Source organism: Enterobacter sp. Tr-810 (assembly GCF_011752765.1).
Classification (GTDB): domain Bacteria; phylum Pseudomonadota; class Gammaproteobacteria; order Enterobacterales; family Enterobacteriaceae; genus Enterobacter; species Enterobacter soli.
Genome location: NZ_VWWW01000002.1, coordinates 98,477 through 117,189, shown reverse-complemented (window position 1 = coordinate 117,189; position 18,713 = coordinate 98,477). Strand labels below are relative to the sequence as shown.

Here is an 18,713-nt window from a genome sequence, read left to right as displayed (position 1 = left end):
TAAATGCCGTCAGCGTCATCGTACTCACTTGTGCCCAGGAGACGTTAATGCGCCATATTCTTGTCCCTGTTGCTGCCGCTCTGGCCCTGTTTATCATGGGTATTTTTATTCTGAATACCCAGCTCTGGTATTCCGCACGGGCCGACAGCATGACGGGGGCGAAGTTTGTCGTAAAGAATATGAATACGATCCTGGGTGAAGCGCAGCGTGCCACCCGGACAGCGATGAATGTCGCCGCGGCGGGCTGTGATGAGGAAGGGCAATACCGGCTGGGCACGGAGGCGGCGCTACAACCTCATCTCAGGACTATTTTTATTCTCACGCATGGGCAAATTGTGTGTTCATCCCTGCCGGATAAACGTGTGCTGCTGGTTAACGTGATGATATTACCTGATTCGCCGTTGATGCTGCTGCCAGCAAAAGAGACGGTAAATGGTTTGCCCGTACTGCTGTACCAGACGGTATCTGATGGCAGCCGTATTGGGATCACGGTCAGCGATCGCCATATCCGCGACGCCCTGGGTATTTCGATAAAAGGCATCAGTTACCGGTTAAGGGTCGGCGACACCGTGCTTGGCCTGTCTGGTGATGCTACACCGGTAAACGATAAAGGTAAGCATGTCGGGCGGCTTGACGCCAAAAATTACCCCTACAGTATCGAGTACAACTATCCTCCGTTATTCAGCGTGCAGAGGCTGGTAAGCCAGGGGGCAGGCATCCTGCTTTTTTTACTGCTGATCGCCTGTCTTGGCGCTTACGCCCTGTATAAGTATCTGAATAAAAGTACGCCGCCTGAAGAATCGCTACAACGCGCCATCGCAAAGGGGGAGATCATCCCGTTTTATCAGCCCGTTGTTAATGGCCGTGAGGGCACCCTGCGGGGCGTGGAGGTACTGGCGAGATGGAAACACCCGAAAGCGGGCTATATTTCCCCGGCCTCGTTTATCCCGCTTGCTGAAAAATCCGGCCTGATAGTGCCGCTGACGCGCAGCCTGATGGCACAGGTGGTCATGCAGATGAACGCCATTTCCAGCAAGCTGCCGGAAGGTTTTCATGTGGGGATTAACTTCAGCGCATCCCATATTGCCATGCCCACCTTTGTGGATGAGTGCCTGGACTACAAAAGTCGCTTTGAGCGCAAAGATTTAAACCTGGTGCTTGAAGTCACAGAGCGTGAACCGCTGGATATTGACGAACGCCTGGTTCATACCCTGAATGCGCTGCACGAAAATGGTTTTGCCATCGCGCTGGATGACTTCGGAACCGGGTATTCAGGGCTCTCTTATCTGCACGATCTGCATATCGATTACATCAAGATTGACCATAGCTTTGTCAGCCGGGTCAATGAGCATGAGGAATCCACCCGGATCCTGGATTGCGTGCTGGATCTGGCGCGTAAGCTCTCGATAAGTATTGTCGCCGAAGGCGTGGAAACCAAAGCGCAGCTTGATTACCTCAACCGGAATAATATTGTCTTCCAGCAGGGGTACTACTTCTTTAAGCCTGTTCCGTTCACCGGGCTGATAAAAATCTTGTTATCCAAACCTAACGTGAAAGTCATGGTGGAGTAACCGGCCGGGTGAGGTGCAGAATTAAATCCCTCCAAACATCAACGTGTTTGCGCGATCTCCCGGAAAGTGCCTTGATCCTTACCCATAACCCGTAATACTGTATTTATATACAGTATATGGCAGGAAAGGTAATTATGAGCACTCTCTTTTCGTATTATCCCCGGCAGGACATGGAATTACCGCTGTTTCTGGAGCGCGTTGCCTGTGGTTTCCCAAGCCCTGCACAGGATTACGTTGAAGACCGTATCGACCTGAATAAGCTGGCGGTAAAACACCCCAGCGCAACGTATTTTGTGAAAGTCAGCGGGGATTCCATGATCGGGGCCGGGATCGGCGATGGCGATCTGCTGGTGGTCGATCGTTCGTTAACGGCGGGACATGGCGACATTGTCGTGGCGGCGGTGGACGGAGAGTTTACGGTAAAAGAGCTACAAACCCGGCCGGTCTTAAGATTGCTTCCCCACAATACCCGCTATCAGCCTATTACGTTTCACTCCGAAGAGGAGCTGCAAATCTTCGGCGTGGTGACGCATACGCTGAAAACACATAAACAGTCGGGCGGGGTAAAAAGCCATCGCGTGGGTGACCCGGAAATGCAAAACCATGTTCGCACTTGTTGACGTCAACAGCTTTTACGCGTCCTGCGAGACGGTTTTTCGTCCCGACCTTCAGGGAAAGCCCATTGTGGTGGTGTCCAATAACGATGGCTGCATTATTTCGCTTTCGCGCGAGGCAAAGCAACTGGGGATCAAAATGGGCGAGCCGTACTTTAAATTTAAAGAGAAACGCTATCCGTCGCGGGTCTACGTGTTTAGCTCGAATTACGCGCTGTATGCCGATCTCAGCAGCCGCGTGATGCAGACGTTAACCGATCTTTCCCCGGCGATAGAGATCTATTCCATTGATGAGGCGTTCGTGAATGTCTCGGGCATCGACAGCTGTATGCCACTGGATATTTTCGGGCATCAGATGCGCAACCAGGTACTGAAAAATACCGGGCTGACGGTGGGCGTGGGGATTGCGCAGACGAAAACGCTGGCAAAGCTTGCGAACTATGCGGCGAAGAAATGGCGCAGCACGGGCGGCGTTGTTGATTTGTCAGACCACGATCGTCAGCGCAAGCTGCTGGGCGCAGTGCCGGTGGAAGAGGTATGGGGGGTTGGGCGGCGGATCACCAAAAAGCTAAATGCGATGGGCATTACCACGGCGCTTGAGCTGGCCGACAGCTCTTCGTGGGTCATCAGGAAACATTTCAACGTAGTTCTGGAGCGCACGGTTCGTGAACTTCGCGGCGAGCGTTGCCTTAGCCTGGAGGAATTTACCCCCACGAAGCAGCAAATCATCTGTAGCCGCTCTTTTGGGCACCGCATTACGCAATACGTTGAGATGCATCAGGCGGTTTGCGCTTACGCCGAACGCGCAGCGGAAAAACTGCGCGGCGAGCGCCAGTATTGTCGCTTCATCAGCGTATTTCTGCGGACCAGTCCTCATGCGGATAATGAGGTGTATTACGGCAATCAGGCTTCTGTCACCCTGATGACGCCGAGCAACGACTCACGCGATATCATCCGCGCCGCCACGCAAGCGTTAGAGCGGATATGGCTTGATGGATATCGCTATATGAAAGCGGGGGTGATGCTGGCAGACTTTTTCAGTAGCGGGGTCGCACAGCTTAATTTGTTCGATGACAACCGCCCGCGAGCCAATAGCATGGCGTTGATGGAGGCGATAGACAGGCTTAACCATTCCGGGAAAGGGAAAGTCTGGTTTGCCGGGCAGGGGATCGAGAAAGCCTGGTCGATGAAGCGTGAGATGCTGTCCCCGTCTTATACGACAACGTATGCGGATTTGCCGGTGGTACGGTAGTCACTGAATATGACAAAAAAATGCAGAACTCATGTAAGGAAATGAGGGCTGTTCAGGAATGTTTTCGTGATCTGCCAGAGCAGAAGCGCTAAGCTTTGCCGCCTGACTCTATTGGCCGGGATCGCAATGAATAACCTCGCTCTCTGGTATCGCCGTTTTGGCGAACCTGCGTCCGTACTGCAACCTGAACTCACTGCGCCTGGTGCACTGAAGCCAGGCGAACTTCGGGTACGTATGCGCTATTCCCCGGTCAATGCCTCCGACCTTATCCCCATTACCGGTGCTTATCGTCACCGCACGCCATTACCGGCGGTGGCGGGTTATGAAGGGGTGGGAGAGGTGACTGAAGCGCCCGCTGCATTCGCGCATCTTCTGGGCAAGCGCGTGCTACCGCTGCGGGGGCAAGGTACCTGGCAACAGTATGTTGATTGCCCGGCGGAATATGCAATCCCGGTACCGGACGAAGTTCACTCGCACCTTGCCGCGCGGGCATACATTAACCCGCTGGCCGCCAGGATGATGCTGAATCTCTATCCGCCGCAGGGGAAACGGGTGCTGCTAACGGCAGCAGGTTCGGATTGCGCCATTTTGCTTGGGCAGTGGGCGCGCAGTGCCGGAGCGGAAGAGGTATACGGCATTCACCGCTCGCCTGTTCATGGCGAACGGCTGGCTGCGATGGGCATTATCCCGATAGATCAAGGTAATACGGCGATGGTGACCACCGTCGCCGCGCGTGCGGACGTGGTGTACGATGCCATGGGCGGCAGCCTGGCTGAAACCCTTCTTGGCGTGATGCCAGAAGAGGGCGTTTTTGTCTGTTATGGCCTGCTCAGCGGGCAAACGTTCCGGCAGCGCCGGGCCTTACCACGCGTGGAATGGTTCCACATTCGCAATTACCTGGATGCGCTGAGCGTGGAGGCGTGGCAGGCGGAATTCCGGCACATCTGGCCGATGCTGTGTGCAAGTCAGTACAGCGATGTCACGGTCTATCCTCTGACGCAATGGCAGGCGGCGCTACAATGCTACCGCCAGGCCGGGAGAGTCAGTAAACCGCTGCTGGATATGAACCTGTAAGCCCCTGACAGGCAGAGGCCACGCTTACTTATGGCTCATGTCGCTGAGCAAAATGGCGATGCTTTGCCCACCCGCCGTTTGCTCCAGACCAATTTTCACGATGATGGTCAGCGGTACGGAAAGCAACATACCGACCGGGCCGAGCAGCCAGCCCCAGAAAATCAGGGACAAAAATACCACCAGGGTGGAAAGCCCAAGTCCGCGCCCCATCATTCGGGGTTCCAGTATGTTGCCGAAGACCAGGTTAATCACCAGATAGGCCGCCAGTAAAATGAGCGCATCATAAAGCCCGCTGAAGACCAGCACCTGAAGGATGGGCGGAATAGCCGCCAGTACAGAGCCGATATTGGGAATATAGTTAAGTGCAAAGGCCAGCAGCCCCCAGACAAACGCAAAACGGACATCCAGCGCGACGAGCATCCCCCAGACAACCAGCCCCGTGACCAGACTAATGGCTGTTTTCAGCACCAGATAGTGCGAAACGCTGTCCAGTGCGCGTTGGATAGCACCCATACCTTCCACCGGACGGATCATTATCTGTTGCAGCTTTGCCGGCAGTTGCGGCACTTCAAGCAGCATAAAGACCACCGTCAAAAACAGCAGAAAGATAGACGTCATGGCATTCGAAAGCTGCGCCAGCAGGCTGGTGACAAGGGTCATTGCTGCATTGGGATCGATATACTTCAGCAGCTCCTCAACTGACACCTCAATACCTGCACGTTGCAGCCAGGGTTCAATTTGCAGTAGCGGGATCACCAGTGATGAACGGTATTTAGGCAGCGTACGTGCCAGTTCGTTCAGGGAGGTTCCCAGATACGCCACCAACAGCACCATGGCGACAATGATGATGCCAATCAGAAGCGTAATGGCCAGCACACGGGGGACGCGGAGCCGGACCATGCGCTGAACCAGCGGGTTGAGAATTACGGCAATAAAAAGCGCGAGAATAAAGGGCACAATGATGTCCGCCGCAAAACGGACGCCCGTCAGAATGATCACCAACATGCCCAGCATGATGACAATTTTAAGCCCGTTCAGGGTAATGATGGGTTTAGCCATGGAAGTTCCTGAAATAATTCTTTTATTTATAATAGATGTGAATGCCGATTCAATAAACTAACCGAAGTCAAACAGGGTGGGTAAAGAAATGAAAAGACTTTGAGTAAATTCCTGGCTTATGGTACAAATCAGGCGTGTTCAACTACCGAGGACAATTTTCATCCGCAAAGACGAGAAGCAAGATCGCGGATAATTGTAATTTTATGGACAATTTGTTCAGGACGTACATTTCAAAAAACACCGCTGTATTTTCTACCTCCCTCTGCCTTCTGTCTGGTGAGCAACACTGGCGCACCGCGCTATAGTCACGTCTTCTGCCTGAGCTGGCGCTATGCGCTTAGCTGTCTGACTTAATTTCATATTTTTTTGGTTTGCCGTCTGAGGCGAGCCACGATGGATTATATTCTCAAGCAGGAGAAGAACATGTTTTACTGGATTTTATTAGCTCTGGCTATCGTCGCTGAAATTACCGGCACCTTGTCTATGAAATGGGCAAGTGTCAGTGATGGCAACACCGGCTTTATTTTAATGCTGGTGATGATTTCACTTTCCTATATTTTTCTGTCCTTTGCGGTAAAGAAAATCGCGCTGGGTGTGGCCTATGCATTGTGGGAAGGTGTCGGCATTTTGTTGATTACGCTGTTCAGCGTCATGTTATTTGACGAAGCATTATCAACCATGAAAATTGCCGGACTGACGACCCTGGTTGCCGGGATTGTGCTGATTAAATCGGGTACACGCAAACCGACAAAACAGCTGAAGGAGAAGACCCATGCAGCAGTTTGAATGGATCCACGCGGCCTGGCTGGCGTTTGCCATTGTGCTGGAAATTGTGGCTAACGTCTTTCTGAAGTTTTCCGATGGTTTTCGCCGTAAGTTTTACGGCCTGATGTCCATTGCCGCCGTGCTGGGCGCGTTCAGTGCGCTGTCGCAGGCGGTAAAAGGTATCGATTTGTCTGTGGCCTATGCGTTGTGGGGCGGGTTTGGTATCGCCGCAACGCTTGCTGCCGGCTGGATCCTTTTCGGTCAGCGTTTAAATAACAAAGGCTGGATAGGGCTGGCGTTATTGCTGGCAGGCATGGTGATGATCAAACTCGCCTGACGAATACAGCCAGCGTTTACAGGCAGCGAAATCTGCTGCCTGTATTACTCTTATAAAAGCATGACTTTGAAGAGGATGGCTGATGCATCTCACCTTAAGCTGGCGCAATATCCCCACCGCAAAAACGCTGTTCGTCATGATATTTATGGCGGGGATTGGCTTAATCGTGTCTATCGTTGCGTTGCTTTACCTGTCTCTGCATCTTATCAGCACCAAAACCAATGAAATTGATGAACACCGCACCGCGCTATCGGTTCAGGGCGCGATCCAGACCTCCGTTAATCGTGTCTCCTCGCTGGTGATCGATAATGCCGTCTGGGACGATGCCGTGCGTGAGCTTTATAGCCCTAAGCTGGATACTGAATGGCTGTATAACACCTGGGGCGCGGGATTTAAAATCAATTATCTCTACGACGGCACATTTGTGCTGGATGAACATTTCAATGTGCTGTGGGGGTCATTTCAGAGCCAACCCTTTACGGAAAACGATCTCTCATTTTTTGGGGACGGACTGAAAGCGCTGATTGATAAGCACAGCAATGCACTATCCAAAGAAAAGAATATTTACGCCGGGATCACCCGTACACGTCATGGCGTGGCTTTTATTGGTATCGGGCTTGTCCGCCCGATGGTAGGGCCGCTCCAGGTCAGTGGTGATATGCGGCGTTATCTGGTCATTACCCGTCATCTTAATCCCCAGATTTTGTCCGATCTGGGGGCAACGTTTCAGATAGATCGCCTCAACTATACGCCCAATAAAATCAACGATATGAGTATGCCGCTTAACAGTTCGGCTGGGGAGCTTTTGGGCTATCTCAACTGGCAGGCGAGGTTGCCGGGGGCGCAGGCGGCGAGGGCGGCATCGTCAGACATCACGCAAATCGTAACCCTGGCGGCCGCCCTGATCTTGCTGTTTATTCTGGTGAGTAGTGTGGGGCTGTATAAGCTTGCCCGGGGGGAAAGTCAGGCCCGGCTGGTGGCACGAACGGACTGGCTGAGCCACTTACCCAACCGACGCGCGTTGATAGAAGCGCTGGAGCAGGTCAGCCTGCGCGGTGATATTGACGTGAAAAGCGTGGTCTTTATCGATCTGGATGGCTTTAAAGATGTGAACGATATCTATGGCCACAGCGTAGGTGATGACCTCATCATCGCTATTGCAAAAACACTGCGTGAACGGGTCCCGCATGGCGGGATGCTGGCGCGTATGGGGGGCGATGAGTTTGCTATGACCATTGGCGGCGATCGCTCAGAGGCGCAGGCGTCAGCGTTTGCCGGGGCGGTGCTCGACTTCCTGAATGCCCCGATTCGCCTGGGGGATCGCACCATCCATATCAGCGCCAGCATCGGGATCGCCAGTGGAACCCTGATTGAGTGCACCAGCTCCGAGCTGTTCCGTCGGGCCGATATTGCCATGTATCACGCCAAAATGACCGGAAAAGGGCGGGTCACCCACTACGATGCAGAGCTCAACAGCGCGCGGGAACAGCAGCTGGCACTTGAAGACCAGATCCGTGGCGGTCTTGAACGCGATGAATTTGATGTCTGGTATCAGCCGATTATTGATGCGCGGAGCCAGAAAATGACCAGCGTCGAAGCGCTGGTGCGCTGGCCACGCCGCCCGCAAGGGGAACTTGGCCCGGATGCCTTTATTACGATTGCTGAAACCAGTGGCCTGATTTATAAGCTCGGCCAGTTTGTCCTGCACCGGGCCTGTAGCGATCTGGAGCCTTTTGGTGATTTAAAATTATCCGTCAATATCTCTCCGGCGCAGTTCCGCGATCCTGAGTTTGAAGATAAGGTCGCCAACGTGCTGGATATCACCCATTTCCCGGCGAACCGACTCCAGCTCGAAGTGACGGAAACCTACGTCCTGGAAAACCCGGAGCGTGCGCGTTCAGCAATAGTTAACCTGAAAGCGCTGGGTACGGCGGTTGCACTGGATGATTTTGGCACGGGGTATTCAAGCATTGGCTATCTGCGCCGTTTCAATTTTGACACCATCAAAATAGACAAATCGCTGGCCGGGCTGGTGGATAACGACGAACAGGCCGCCGCACTAGTGAGTGGTACGGTGCGAATCGCTAACGCGCTGGGGATGGCGGTGGTGGCGGAAGGTGTGGAAAACGAAAAACAGATGAAACTTTTACGGCTGGCTGGCTGCGATCAGTTGCAGGGATTCTGGTTCAGCCAGCCGATGCCGATTGAGGAAATTATTGAATTACGTCAGGTCAGACAGTGCTGACTTACTGCTGCGCCAGCGCTTCGAGTCTGTCGCGAAAACCGGTAACGGACAACGCGCGGTTATCGGCACGCCATCTGTCTTTAGCGGCAGGCGCAGAGCTTTGAACACCAATCAGCTGCCAGCCGTTGTCTGTTTTCAGCATCAGCGGCGAACCGCTATCGCCCGGTAAGGTATCGCACTGATGCGACAATACGCTGTTTTGCGCCCAGCCTGTGACAATGCAGTCTGAATGGGTGTACAGCGAATCCAGGTGATCAACGGGGTAACCCGATTGTGTCACTTTGCGGTCGGCGGCCTTCAGCGCAGCAGTCAGTGCGGCTTTATCACCGTCAAACAGCGGCAGTGGCGTAATGCCAGACGGCGGGTAACGTAACACCACCAGACCAAAATCCCAGGACGCCGCAGCTGGTGGCACAATCCAGCCATCACCATCCGGTTTCAGGCGCTTGCCCAGCGACGGGTCGACCCGGCCTTCAATTCCGTGGATCTCATAGCGCCACACCCCTTTTTGCGACACAAAGCGCAACGCAACGGCTTTATCCGGTTTGCCGTTTGGCGGTGTTAACAGGCAGTGACCTGCGGTAAGCGCAAGCTGAGGGGTAATCAGGGTGGCAGTACATAAATTGCCGCTGGCGGTTTCCAGCTGGCCAATAGCATCCCATGGGGGCTGAGTAGGGTTGGCAACACGCGTACGATCGTCATGACCAAAAAAAAGCGTCTTTACATCTTTGGCGCTCATGGTGTCATCGCCACCATCATCCGCATGTGAAAAGCCAGAAAAAAGAGTAAACGTTCCCAGTAACAACACTACAGATTTACGCATATCACACTCTGGTGGGGGTAATTATGATTATTAAAAGTGAACCCTATGAAAATACTATAGACGGGACGGCGTTAAAGTGGGAGTAAAATCAGCGTGCTACATTCAGGAAAGATAAAAGTGGCTTGCGATGAGCGCGCATAAAATAAGCAGAATAAGAATGAGCTCAAACCGATAGCGTCGCAGCATACGCCCTCCGGATAAAAAAACGGCGCTGGACCTTTCCGGTTCAGCGCCGGTTTACCAACGTGCCCCGAAGGGCACGGTTAAGCTTGTACTCTTACGCAGCTGGCTGTGCAGCTGGTTTAGCAGCTTCGTGTTTTACTGCTTTTTTGTGATGCTTTTTAGCAGCCTGAGCTTTCTGCTCTACAGCCGGTTTAGCGGATTTTTTGTGGTGCTTTTTAGCAGCCTGAGCTTTCTGCTCTACCGCTGGTTTAGCGGCTTTTTTGTGATGCTTTTTAGCAGCCTGAGCTTTCTGCTCTACAGCTGGTTTAGCGGCTTTTTTGTGGTGTTTTTTAGCAGCCTGCGCTTTCTGTTCAGTTGGCGCTGCGGTTGCTGGAGCTGCTGCTTCTTTTTTCACAGCGGCTTTATGATGTTTCTTGTGGTGAACCGCTTTAGCTGGCGCTGCGGTGGTAGTTGCAGCCGGAGCAGCAGCTGGTGCAGGAGTTGCAGTAGTTTCAGCAGCAAATGCAGCAGAAGACAGACCCATAGCAGCGGCAACAACCAGAGCTAATACTTTATTCATTCTCATACCCTCGAATTTGGTTTTTCATTTAACCCCACTGCGGGGCCGTTGAAAGAACTATATCCCTGTAAACCCGAGGTTTCCGTGAGTGATTGGTATCGGCGTGTAACGTAATGTACAACGGCAGGTACAAGGTGTACGAACAAGGCAGCGCGCACCTGTTCGTACACCCCGAGGCTTATTTCTTCAGGGCGGCAAGAATGGCCGCAGGTGGCTGGCTGCCTATAATTGAACGTGATTCAGGTTCGATCACCACCATGATTGGCGTGATGCGGATACCCAGCCTTTCGGCCAGCGCTGATTGCCGCTCGACCAGCGCAGAACAGGCCGGAGTCGCGTCGTTATCGGGTAAAAAACCGGTCATCGCTTTTTGCAGGCTTTTCACCTTATCGGCGGAACACCAGACGCGCCCCATATCTTCAATCACAGAATCACGAATAGAGTCGGGGGCGACGGTCACAAACGACATCGTCAAACCGGCATCCGTATATTGCTTAACGTTTTTCACCACATTGCTACAGTAGATGCACTGGTTATCAATAAACACCAGCAGCTTGTACTTTTCGGCGGGAGCCTGAAACGTGATGGGCTGGAGGTCAGCCAGAGAGTGTGTAATATCGTCGTACGCTTCTTTTGGCGTGTTATCCGTGGCGGCGAAGGTACTCAGACTCGTCGCACACAGCATGGCTAAGGCCATCGTTTTCATTTTGCCTTTCATCATTCATCCCTTTATTTATTTTTTATGCCTGGCCTGATAACGGTTTATTTCTGAGCCAGAAAAAGAATTATGGCATTAAGCGCAAGCGTCAGGATATGCACAAAATCATATTCTTAGTGCGTAAAGGGAGAGGAAATGTGCCGGAGCGAACTCCGGCAGAATGCATTACAGATAACGCGCGGTCAGGTGTTCACGGAAATAACGGATATTCAGATCTTCCCCGGTCGCCTGGGTAATTAACTGCGAGGTGCTAAAGCGGCTGCCATGCTGCCAGATATTCTGGCGCAGCCAGTCAAACAGGGCAGAAAAATCGCCGTCTGCAACAGACGCCTGAAGCCCTGGCAGCGCGGTTTTCGCTGCGTGGAAGAGCTGTGCGGCGTACATTGCCCCGAGGGTGTAAGACGGGAAGTAACCAAAGCCACCGTCGGTCCAGTGGATGTCCTGCATACAGCCATTGCGGTAGTTGTCTTTGGTGGACAACCCAAGCCAGGCCTGCATTTTCTCATCCCACAGGGCCGGGATATCATCAACTTCAATCTCACCATTAATCAGTGCGCGTTCAATCTCATAGCGCAGCACAACATGCGCCGGATAACTCACTTCATCGGCATCGACACGAATGTAGCCAGGCTTCACGCGCTGGTTCCAGGCAATAAAGTTCTCTTCGCTAAAGGCGGCCTGGCTGCCAAAACGGGCATGTACGGCAGGGAGCAGATGTTTCAGAAACGCGTTACTGCGTCCAAGCTGCATTTCAAAGAACAGGCTCTGGGATTCGTGGATTGCCGTGGAGCGAGCTTGCGCGATGGGTTGGCCCGCCCAGGCACGCGGCAGGTTTTGCTCATAGCGGGCATGGCCGGTTTCGTGAACCACACCAAACAGCGCGCTCAGCAGTTCGTCTTCGTCATAGCGAGTGGTGATGCGCACATCTTCTGGCACGCCCCCGCAGAACGGATGCGCGCTAACGTCCAGACGACCGGCGTTAAAATCGAAGCCGAGCATTTTCATGGCTTCCAGACCCAGCTCCCGCTGATCGGCGGTCGCGAAGGGGCCTTGCGGCGGGACAAACGACTGTTGGGACTGTTTTTCCACCACCTTCGCCAGCAGGTCTGGCAGCCAGGATTTCATGTCAGCAAACAGCACGTCCAGACGGGCGCTGGTCATATCCGGCTCAAAAATATCCAGCAGGGCATCGTAAGGTGAGCAGCCTTTTTCCTCTGCACGCAGGCGGGCTTCTTCCCGGCTCAGCCTGACCACGTCCTTAAGGTTTGCAGAAAAACCCTGCCAGTCATTTGCTGGACGTTGCGAACGCCAGGCGTGCTCACATTTGCTGCCCGCCAGAGACTTCGCTTCCACCAGCGATTCAGGCAGCAGGGACGCCTGCTGATAGTGGCGCGTCATTTCACGCAGGTTCGCCTGTTCCACATCATTCAGATCTTCGCTTTGCGCTGCGGCCAGCCAGTCACCCACTTTCTTGTCTGTCAGGATCTGGTGCTGCAAGACGCTCATTTCAGCCAGGGCTTCACCCCGGGCAGCGCTACCGCCTGGCGGCATCATGGTGAACATATCCCAACTGGCGATGGAGGAGAGATGCGAGAAGCGGGAGAGACGCTGGAAGGTGCGGGTGAGTTCCTGATAAGCAACATTTTTTGGCATAGTTATTGTTCTCGTTCGGTTTGATGTGTCCTGGGAGTTTAACGTGATTTTCAGAGGTTTGATACGAGAGGCGTAGGCCGGGTAAGCGCAGCGCCACCCGGCAAGAAAGACGACACAACAGTCAAAGAGTTAGGTTATTTCAAACGCCGGTGAAGGCTACTCCCCACCAGCAACGCCATACACAGCATCAGCGCAATAAATCCGCCCACGCCGTTCCAGCCGTAGTTATGCCAGAACACACCGCCGAGTGTCCCGGCGATACTGGATCCCAGATAATAGCTGAACAAGTACAGCGAAGAGGCCTGGCCTTTGGCGCGGCGCGCGCGCGGGCCAATCCAGCTGCTGGCGACCGAGTGCGCAGCGAAGAAGCCTGCGGAGAAGAGCAGCATCCCGGCGAAAATCAGCCACAGTGAAGAGAACAGCGTCATCAGCAGGCCGAGCAGCATCACGCCGGTTGAGACCAGCATGACCGGGCCACGGCCAAATCGTGCGGTCATCGCCCCGGCTTTAGGGGAACTCCAGGTGCCGGTGAGATAGGCAACAGAGAGCAGGCCGACCACCGCCTGGCTAAGATGCCACGGAGAGAGCATCAGCCGATAACCAATGTAGTTGAACAGGGTCACGAACGAACCCATCAACAGGAAGCCGGTCAGGAACAGCCGCGGCAGCCCTTTATCGCGCCAGTGCAGACGGAAGTTGATAAACAGCGTTTTCGGGCGCAGGGATGTCGGGCGGAAATGGCGTGATTCCGGCAGAATTTTCCAGAACATCAGCGCAGAGGCCAGGGCAAAGCAGCCAATGACCGCCAGCGCAATACGCCAGTTAAAGAAGTCCGTGAATACCCCGCTCAGCAAGCGTCCGCTCATTCCGCCGATCGAGTTCCCGCTGATGTACAGCCCCATTGAGAAGGCGACAAAACTGGGGTGGATCTCTTCGCTGAGGTAGGTCATCCCGACCGCGGCGACTCCGCTAAGCGATAACCCAATCAGGGCGCGCATCACCAGGATGCCGTGCCAGCTGGTCATCATGGTGGAAAGCAGCGTACAGACGGAGGCCAGCATTAATGCCGTTACCATGACCTGCTTGCGGCCAATGGCATCTGAAAGTGGCCCGGTAAACAGCAAACCGATCGCCAGCATCCCGGTGGAAATAGAGAGTGAAATACTGCTGCTGGCAGGGGATACGCCAAATTCATGGGACAAAACCGGCAGAATAGGCTGAACGCAATACAGCAGGGCAAAGGTTGCCAGGCCTGCTGAGAAGAGCGCCAGCGTGACGCGCATAAATTGAGGAGTACCACGTTTAATGAACTGAACCGGCTGTGATGCTGGGGGTAAATCATCGATGTCGCTTGCCGGCGCGATATCAATGGTTGTTGTACGACTCACACAGTTTCCTTGCTTAAACATCCCCGTGATTGGCTGGTGACGGGTATGACCACATACTCAGGGTAGGAAAATGTAAATATTCTGTCTAATATATTAATAATCTCAAATGATACTTTAAAGATATGAATATCGAACTGCGTCATCTGCGCTACTTTATTGCTGTGGCCGAAGAGCTGCATTTTGGTCGTGCTGCTGCCCGCCTGAACATCTCTCAGCCACCGCTAAGCCAGCAAATTCAGATCCTGGAGCAGCAGATTGGGGCGCGCTTACTGGCACGGACCAACCGCAGCGTGAGCCTGACGGCAGCGGGGAAACAGTTTCTTATCGACAGCCGCCAGATCCTGAGCATGGTCGATGACGCTGCCGCCCGAGCTGAGCGGCTCTACCTGGGGGAGGCCGGTGAATTGCGTATCGGTTTTACCTCATCCGCACCCTTTATTAGCGCGGTATCGGCCACGCTGTCGTCGTTTCGCCGTCATTTCCCGGATGTGCATCTCCAGACCCGTGAAATCAACACCCGCGAACAAATTGCCCCGCTGAATGAAGGCTCGCTCGATCTGGGCCTGATGCGAAACACTCAACTGCCGGACTCGCTTGAGTGGCAGGTAATCCTGCGCGAGCCGCTAATGGCGATGATCCCGCATGACCATCCGCTGGCCTCGCGCCCCACGGTTTCACTGGCGGAACTGGCTAACGAGCCGTTCGTGTTTTTCGACCCGCAGGTGGGCACCGGGCTGTATGACGACATCCTGGGATTGATGCGTCGTTACGGTCTTACCCCGACAATGACGCAAGAAGTGGGCGAGGCGATGACCATTATTGGCCTGGTGGCCGCCGGGCTTGGGGTTTCAATCCTTCCGGCCTCATTTAAGCGGGTACAGTTGCGTGAAATGCGCTGGGTGGCCATTGAGGAAAAAGATGCCATTTCTGAGATGTGGCTGGTATGGTCAAAACATCGGGAACTCAGTCATGCGGCACAGCGTTTCAAAACGCAGCTGATGACGGCGTCGCGGGGGCGAAATGTATAAGGAAAGTGGGCAAAAATGTGCAGTAAATCACATGGCTAAGTAAATATTTGACGAGCACCATTGAAGTGCTTCACCATAGCCCACAGTTTATTTCGAAGCTCGAAAATAAGGGAGTACGAGGTGGTTGCTGATAGTCAGCCAGGGCATATTGATCAGATTAAGCAGACCAACGCTGGCGCGGTTTATCGCCTGATTGATCAGCTTGGTCCGGTTTCGCGTATCGATCTCTCGCGCCTGGCACAACTGGCACCTGCCAGTATTACCAAAATTGTTCGTGAAATGCTGGAAGCACACCTGGTTCAGGAGACCGAAATTCAGGAGCCGGGCAGCCGTGGCCGCCCTGCGGTAGGGCTGGTGGTGGAAACTGAGGCGTGGCACTACCTGTCGCTGCGAATCAGCCGCGGTGAAATTTTCCTCGCTTTGCGCGATCTGAGCAGCAAGCTGGTGGTTGAAGACCGTCTTGAGCTGCCGCTCGATATTGATCAATCCCTCCTGGACGCTATTCTCACGCATATTGATCAGTTCTTTATTCGCCATCAGCAGCGTCTTGAACGCCTGACGGCAATTGCCATCACCATGCCGGGTATTATCGATACGGAAAACGGCATTGTGCACCGGATGCCGTTTTACGATGGTGTCAAAGAGATGCCGCTTGGCGAAGTACTGGAAAACCACACCGGCGTGCCGGTCTACATTCAGCACGATATCAGTGCCTGGACGATGGCAGAGGCGCTGTTTGGTGCATCCCGCGGCGCACGCGATGTTATTCAGGTGGTTATCGATCATAACGTGGGCGCCGGGGTTATCACCGACGGCCGCCTGCTTCATGCCGGAAGTAGCAGCCTGGTGGAAATTGGCCATACCCAGGTCGACCCTTATGGTAAGCGCTGCTACTGCGGTAACCACGGGTGCCTGGAAACCATCGCCAGCGTTGAAAGCGTGCTGGAGCTGGCGCAGGTGCGGCTGAGCCAGTCGATGAGTTCGACGCTGCATGGTCAGCCGTTAACGGTGGATGCCCTGTGTGCGGCGGCGAGGCAGGGCGATCTGCTGGCAAAAGATATCATCACCGGTGTCGGCAATAACGTCGGCCGTATTCTCGCCATCATGGTGAATTTGTTTAATCCGCAAAAGATATTGATTGGCTCACCGCTCAGCCAGGCGGCGGAAATCCTGTTCCCGGCTATCTCCGATTGCATTCGTCAGCAGTCACTCCCGGCGTACAGTAAGAATATCGTGGTTGAAAGCACCCAGTTCTCTAATCAGGGAACCATGGCCGGTGCGGCGCTGGTAAAAGATGCCATGTACAACGGTTCGTTACTGATTCGCTTGCTCCAGGGCTAACTCATTTCCACAGATGTAAGAAAAATTGCGCTATCTCAAGCCGGGTAGCGTATGCATCCCGTAGACTTCCCCCCACTGAATTATTTACCTGGTTTATATTTTAGAAGCATCACCAAGAGGTGGGATGAGTCATGCTTAAGCGTTTCTTTGTAACGGGTACTGATACCTCTGTCGGAAAGACCGTTGTGTCCCGCGCTTTGCTGCAAGCCCTGGCGGCAAACGGTAAACGTGTTGCAGGGTACAAACCGGTCGCAAAAGGCAGTAAAGAGACGCCTGAAGGACTGCGTAATAAAGATGCGCTGGTCCTGCAAAGTGTCTCAACGCTGGAATTGCCGTATCACGCCGTAAATCCTATCGCGTTAAGCGAAGATGAAAGCAGCGTGGCGCACAGCGGCCTTATCAATTACACCCTGTTGTCAGACGGCCTGGCAAACCTGAGCGAAAAGGTTGACCACGTTGTTGTCGAGGGGACGGGCGGCTGGCGCAGCCTGATGAACGATTTGCGTCCGCTGTCAGAATGGGTTGTTCAGGAACAACTGCCGGTCATTATGGTGGTGGGCATTCAGGAAGGGTGCATCAACCATGCGTTGTTGACAGCGCAGGCGATTGCCAATGACGGCCTGCCATTAGTGGGGTGGGTGGCAAACCGCATCAACCCGGGGCTGGCGCATTACGCTGAAATTATCGATGTGCTGAGCAAAAAACTGCCGGGGCCATTAGTTGGCGAGCTGCCTTATCTGCCCCGTGCCGAACAGCGTGAGCTATCGCAGTATATCAATCTCTCCGCGCTCGGTAGCGTGTTGTCCGTAGATAGAGTCGTGGCGTAACGTCCTCGACAGCACCGAGGCAATCACACACGCAACCAGTAAACCGGGCAACAGCGAATACTGCCCGGTCATTTCACAGACCATCAGCGCCGACATGATCGGCGCATGTGTGGTGGCCGCCAGCAGCGTTGCCATTCCCGCCAGCCCCAGCAAAATAGCGGTTTCCGAACCAGGGAACCACAGCGCGAAGATCTGCGCAAACAGCATTCCTGTCGCCATACCGACGAACAGCGTCGGGGTGAACACCCCGCCCGGCGCGCCCGAACCGCTGCTTGCCAGCACCGCCAGCAATTTACAGATAAAGACCCCGGCAATCACCGTCAGCAACGGCGGGGAGAGCAGAAACGCCTGTACCACGCTGTAGCCATTGCCCCAGACTTTTGGTGTCAGGAGCGACAACAACCCGACAATCAGGCCGCCAAGCGCAAGCTGGAACGGCGGCGAGAGCTTGAGCCGCAGAAAAAGAGCGTGGCTTGCGTCCATCAGCCACATCAGCAACGGGCCACACACACCGGCCAGCAGCCCCATCCCCAGCATGAGCGCATAATCAACGGCGGTCAGCGTGTCGCTAAGATGCACCTCATAGAGCGTGCTGGCGCCCGGGCTGAGCAGGCGTGTGGTGAGCAACGCCACCACGGCCGCAATCACCACCGGGCCAAGCGAGGCCAGCATCAGCGTGCCAAACAAAATCTCGGCGATGAACAGGCTTCCGGCCAGTGGCGCGTGGTAGGCGCTGGCCATCCCCGCGGCGGCACCGCAGGCAATCCACAATTTCCATTCTGATTTCGGGGTGAAGCGTTGGGCAAAAAACGATGCGGCAAGCGCCGCGAGCAGGATCATCGCACCTTCACGGCCGATGGCGCTGCCGCTGGATACCACCAGCAATGATGCCAGCGATTTAACAAGGCTGGCGCCGTAGTCGAACTGCCCGTCACCCGTTTCGAGGGCTTCCATGTAATCGGTAGGCGCCTGAGGACGTTGCGCGGTCAGCCGTTGCCATCCCCAGAGCAGTAATCCTGCCGCCAGCCCACCCAGTGCCGGCGTGAGTGCCCGTCGCCAGGGGGAAAGTTCGCCCGCAGCATTCACCAGGCTGCCGCTCTGATTACCCAGAAACAGCCATTCGAGCAGGAACATCGCGTGGCGAAAAACGGCCACGGCCAGCGCGGCCAGCACGCCTGTCAGGGTGGCAATCAGGAGCCGGCGAAACATGGCGCGAATGTCGGGGTAAGTATGAAGACGTTGCATGGGGCACGCGTAAACGGGAAAGATACAATAT

Annotated in this window: 17 protein-coding genes; 10 read left to right on the top strand and 7 right to left on the bottom strand. The window is 54.4% G+C overall.

Going from position 1 to position 18,713, the window contains the following annotated elements; genetic code table 11:
• Positions 1-47 precede the first annotated feature (47 nt).
• From F3J30_RS07070 to F3J30_RS07055, 4 genes are all read left to right on the top strand, one after another.
• The gene (locus F3J30_RS07070; RefSeq protein ID WP_166716791.1) at positions 48-1,571 is read left to right on the top strand and encodes a cyclic diguanylate phosphodiesterase; all 1,524 of its coding nucleotides are present in this window, start codon (positions 48-50) and stop codon (positions 1,569-1,571) included.
• Positions 1,572-1,705: 134 nt separating this feature from the next.
• A complete protein-coding gene (umuD, locus tag F3J30_RS07065; RefSeq protein WP_166716790.1) occupies positions 1,706-2,191 on the top strand; it encodes a translesion error-prone DNA polymerase V autoproteolytic subunit in 486 nt (161 codons plus the stop codon).
• On the top strand, positions 2,175-3,437 hold the full coding sequence (gene umuC / locus F3J30_RS07060; protein ID WP_166716789.1) for a translesion error-prone DNA polymerase V subunit UmuC: 1,263 nt from the start codon (positions 2,175-2,177) through the stop codon (positions 3,435-3,437). The genes umuD and umuC overlap by 17 nt, the downstream gene beginning before the upstream one ends.
• Before the next feature lie 126 nt (positions 3,438-3,563).
• Positions 3,564-4,511: a zinc-dependent alcohol dehydrogenase family protein gene (locus tag F3J30_RS07055; protein WP_166716788.1), complete on the top strand. Its 948-nt coding sequence runs from the start codon at positions 3,564-3,566 to the stop codon at positions 4,509-4,511.
• Between the two features lie 24 nt (positions 4,512-4,535).
• Here the strand turns inward: F3J30_RS07055 and F3J30_RS07050 are convergent, their stop codons facing one another.
• Positions 4,536-5,570, bottom strand: a complete 1,035-nt coding sequence (locus F3J30_RS07050) for an AI-2E family transporter (RefSeq protein ID WP_166716787.1) — start codon at positions 5,568-5,570, stop codon at positions 4,536-4,538.
• A gap of 423 nt (positions 5,571-5,993) precedes the next feature.
• Here F3J30_RS07050 and mdtJ point away from each other — a divergent pair, with 423 nt between their 5' ends.
• From mdtJ to F3J30_RS07035, 3 genes are all read left to right on the top strand, one after another.
• Positions 5,994-6,356, top strand: a complete 363-nt coding sequence (mdtJ, locus tag F3J30_RS07045) for a multidrug/spermidine efflux SMR transporter subunit MdtJ (protein ID WP_166716786.1) — start codon at positions 5,994-5,996, stop codon at positions 6,354-6,356.
• Entirely contained in the window at positions 6,343-6,672 is a 330-nt protein-coding gene (gene mdtI / locus F3J30_RS07040; RefSeq protein ID WP_014070040.1) for a multidrug/spermidine efflux SMR transporter subunit MdtI, read from the top strand. The genes mdtJ and mdtI overlap by 14 nt, the downstream gene beginning before the upstream one ends.
• An 82-nt stretch (positions 6,673-6,754) precedes the next feature.
• Entirely contained in the window at positions 6,755-8,917 is a 2,163-nt protein-coding gene (locus F3J30_RS07035; RefSeq protein WP_166716785.1) for an EAL domain-containing protein, read from the top strand.
• Position 8,918: 1 nt separating this feature from the next.
• Here F3J30_RS07035 and F3J30_RS07030 read toward each other — a convergent pair whose 3' ends face one another.
• From F3J30_RS07030 to F3J30_RS07010, 5 genes are all read right to left on the bottom strand, one after another.
• On the bottom strand, positions 8,919-9,740 hold the full coding sequence (locus F3J30_RS07030; RefSeq protein WP_014070042.1) for a serine protease: 822 nt from the start codon (positions 9,738-9,740) through the stop codon (positions 8,919-8,921).
• A 277-nt stretch (positions 9,741-10,017) separates the two neighbouring features.
• Positions 10,018-10,482, bottom strand: a complete 465-nt coding sequence (gene asr / locus F3J30_RS07025) for an acid resistance repetitive basic protein Asr (protein WP_166716784.1) — start codon at positions 10,480-10,482, stop codon at positions 10,018-10,020.
• A gap of 178 nt (positions 10,483-10,660) precedes the next feature.
• On the bottom strand, positions 10,661-11,203 hold the full coding sequence (locus F3J30_RS07020) for a thioredoxin fold domain-containing protein (RefSeq protein ID WP_166716783.1): 543 nt from the start codon (positions 11,201-11,203) through the stop codon (positions 10,661-10,663).
• 162 nt (positions 11,204-11,365) lie between these two features.
• Positions 11,366-12,853: a carboxypeptidase M32 gene (locus tag F3J30_RS07015; RefSeq protein ID WP_166716782.1), complete on the bottom strand. Its 1,488-nt coding sequence runs from the start codon at positions 12,851-12,853 to the stop codon at positions 11,366-11,368.
• 134 nt (positions 12,854-12,987) lie between these two features.
• A complete protein-coding gene (locus F3J30_RS07010) occupies positions 12,988-14,241 on the bottom strand; it encodes an MFS transporter (RefSeq protein ID WP_166716781.1) in 1,254 nt (417 codons plus the stop codon).
• Positions 14,242-14,363: 122 nt separating this feature from the next.
• On the opposite strand from F3J30_RS07010, the gene F3J30_RS07005 reads away from it, so the two are divergent.
• The 3 genes from F3J30_RS07005 (at position 14,364) to bioD (ending at position 17,437) form a co-directional block, all read left to right on the top strand.
• Positions 14,364-15,269 (top strand): LysR family transcriptional regulator, encoded by a 906-nt coding sequence (locus tag F3J30_RS07005; RefSeq protein ID WP_166716780.1) that lies wholly within the window; start codon positions 14,364-14,366, stop codon positions 15,267-15,269.
• Between the two features lie 120 nt (positions 15,270-15,389).
• On the top strand, positions 15,390-16,610 hold the full coding sequence (mlc, locus tag F3J30_RS07000; RefSeq protein WP_014070051.1) for a sugar metabolism global transcriptional regulator Mlc: 1,221 nt from the start codon (positions 15,390-15,392) through the stop codon (positions 16,608-16,610).
• A gap of 131 nt (positions 16,611-16,741) precedes the next feature.
• Complete coding sequence (gene bioD / locus F3J30_RS06995; RefSeq protein WP_166716779.1) at positions 16,742-17,437, top strand: dethiobiotin synthase; 696 nt, start codon at positions 16,742-16,744, stop codon at positions 17,435-17,437.
• Here the strand turns inward: bioD and clcB are convergent.
• Entirely contained in the window at positions 17,372-18,682 is a 1,311-nt protein-coding gene (clcB, locus tag F3J30_RS06990; RefSeq protein ID WP_014070053.1) for a voltage-gated ClC-type chloride channel ClcB, read from the bottom strand. The two genes, bioD and clcB, sit on opposite strands and share 66 nt — an antisense overlap.
• Between the last annotated feature and the right edge of the window lie 31 nt (positions 18,683-18,713).

Excerpts from the sequence above, each read along its gene's own strand:
- clcB (WP_014070053.1), bottom strand. The coding sequence starts at position 18,682 with ATGCAACGTCTTCATACTTACCCCGACATTCGCGCCATGTTTCGCCGG.
- F3J30_RS07030 (WP_014070042.1), bottom strand. The coding sequence starts at position 9,740 with ATGCGTAAATCTGTAGTGTTGTTACTGGGAACGTTTACTCTTTTTTCT.
- umuD (WP_166716790.1), top strand. The coding sequence starts at position 1,706 with ATGAGCACTCTCTTTTCGTATTATCCCCGGCAGGACATGGAATTACCG.
- F3J30_RS07015 (WP_166716782.1), bottom strand. The coding sequence starts at position 12,853 with ATGCCAAAAAATGTTGCTTATCAGGAACTCACCCGCACCTTCCAGCGT.
- F3J30_RS07070 (WP_166716791.1), top strand. The coding sequence starts at position 48 with ATGCGCCATATTCTTGTCCCTGTTGCTGCCGCTCTGGCCCTGTTTATC.
- F3J30_RS07020 (WP_166716783.1), bottom strand. The coding sequence starts at position 11,203 with ATGATGAAAGGCAAAATGAAAACGATGGCCTTAGCCATGCTGTGTGCG.
- F3J30_RS07050 (WP_166716787.1), bottom strand. The coding sequence starts at position 5,570 with ATGGCTAAACCCATCATTACCCTGAACGGGCTTAAAATTGTCATCATG.
- mdtI (WP_014070040.1), top strand. The coding sequence starts at position 6,343 with ATGCAGCAGTTTGAATGGATCCACGCGGCCTGGCTGGCGTTTGCCATT.
- mdtJ (WP_166716786.1), top strand. The coding sequence starts at position 5,994 with ATGTTTTACTGGATTTTATTAGCTCTGGCTATCGTCGCTGAAATTACC.
- umuC (WP_166716789.1), top strand. The coding sequence starts at position 2,175 with ATGTTCGCACTTGTTGACGTCAACAGCTTTTACGCGTCCTGCGAGACG.
- F3J30_RS07055 (WP_166716788.1), top strand. The coding sequence starts at position 3,564 with ATGAATAACCTCGCTCTCTGGTATCGCCGTTTTGGCGAACCTGCGTCC.
- asr (WP_166716784.1), bottom strand. The coding sequence starts at position 10,482 with ATGAATAAAGTATTAGCTCTGGTTGTTGCCGCTGCTATGGGTCTGTCT.
- bioD (WP_166716779.1), top strand. The coding sequence starts at position 16,742 with ATGCTTAAGCGTTTCTTTGTAACGGGTACTGATACCTCTGTCGGAAAG.
- F3J30_RS07005 (WP_166716780.1), top strand. The coding sequence starts at position 14,364 with ATGAATATCGAACTGCGTCATCTGCGCTACTTTATTGCTGTGGCCGAA.
- F3J30_RS07035 (WP_166716785.1), top strand. The coding sequence starts at position 6,755 with ATGCATCTCACCTTAAGCTGGCGCAATATCCCCACCGCAAAAACGCTG.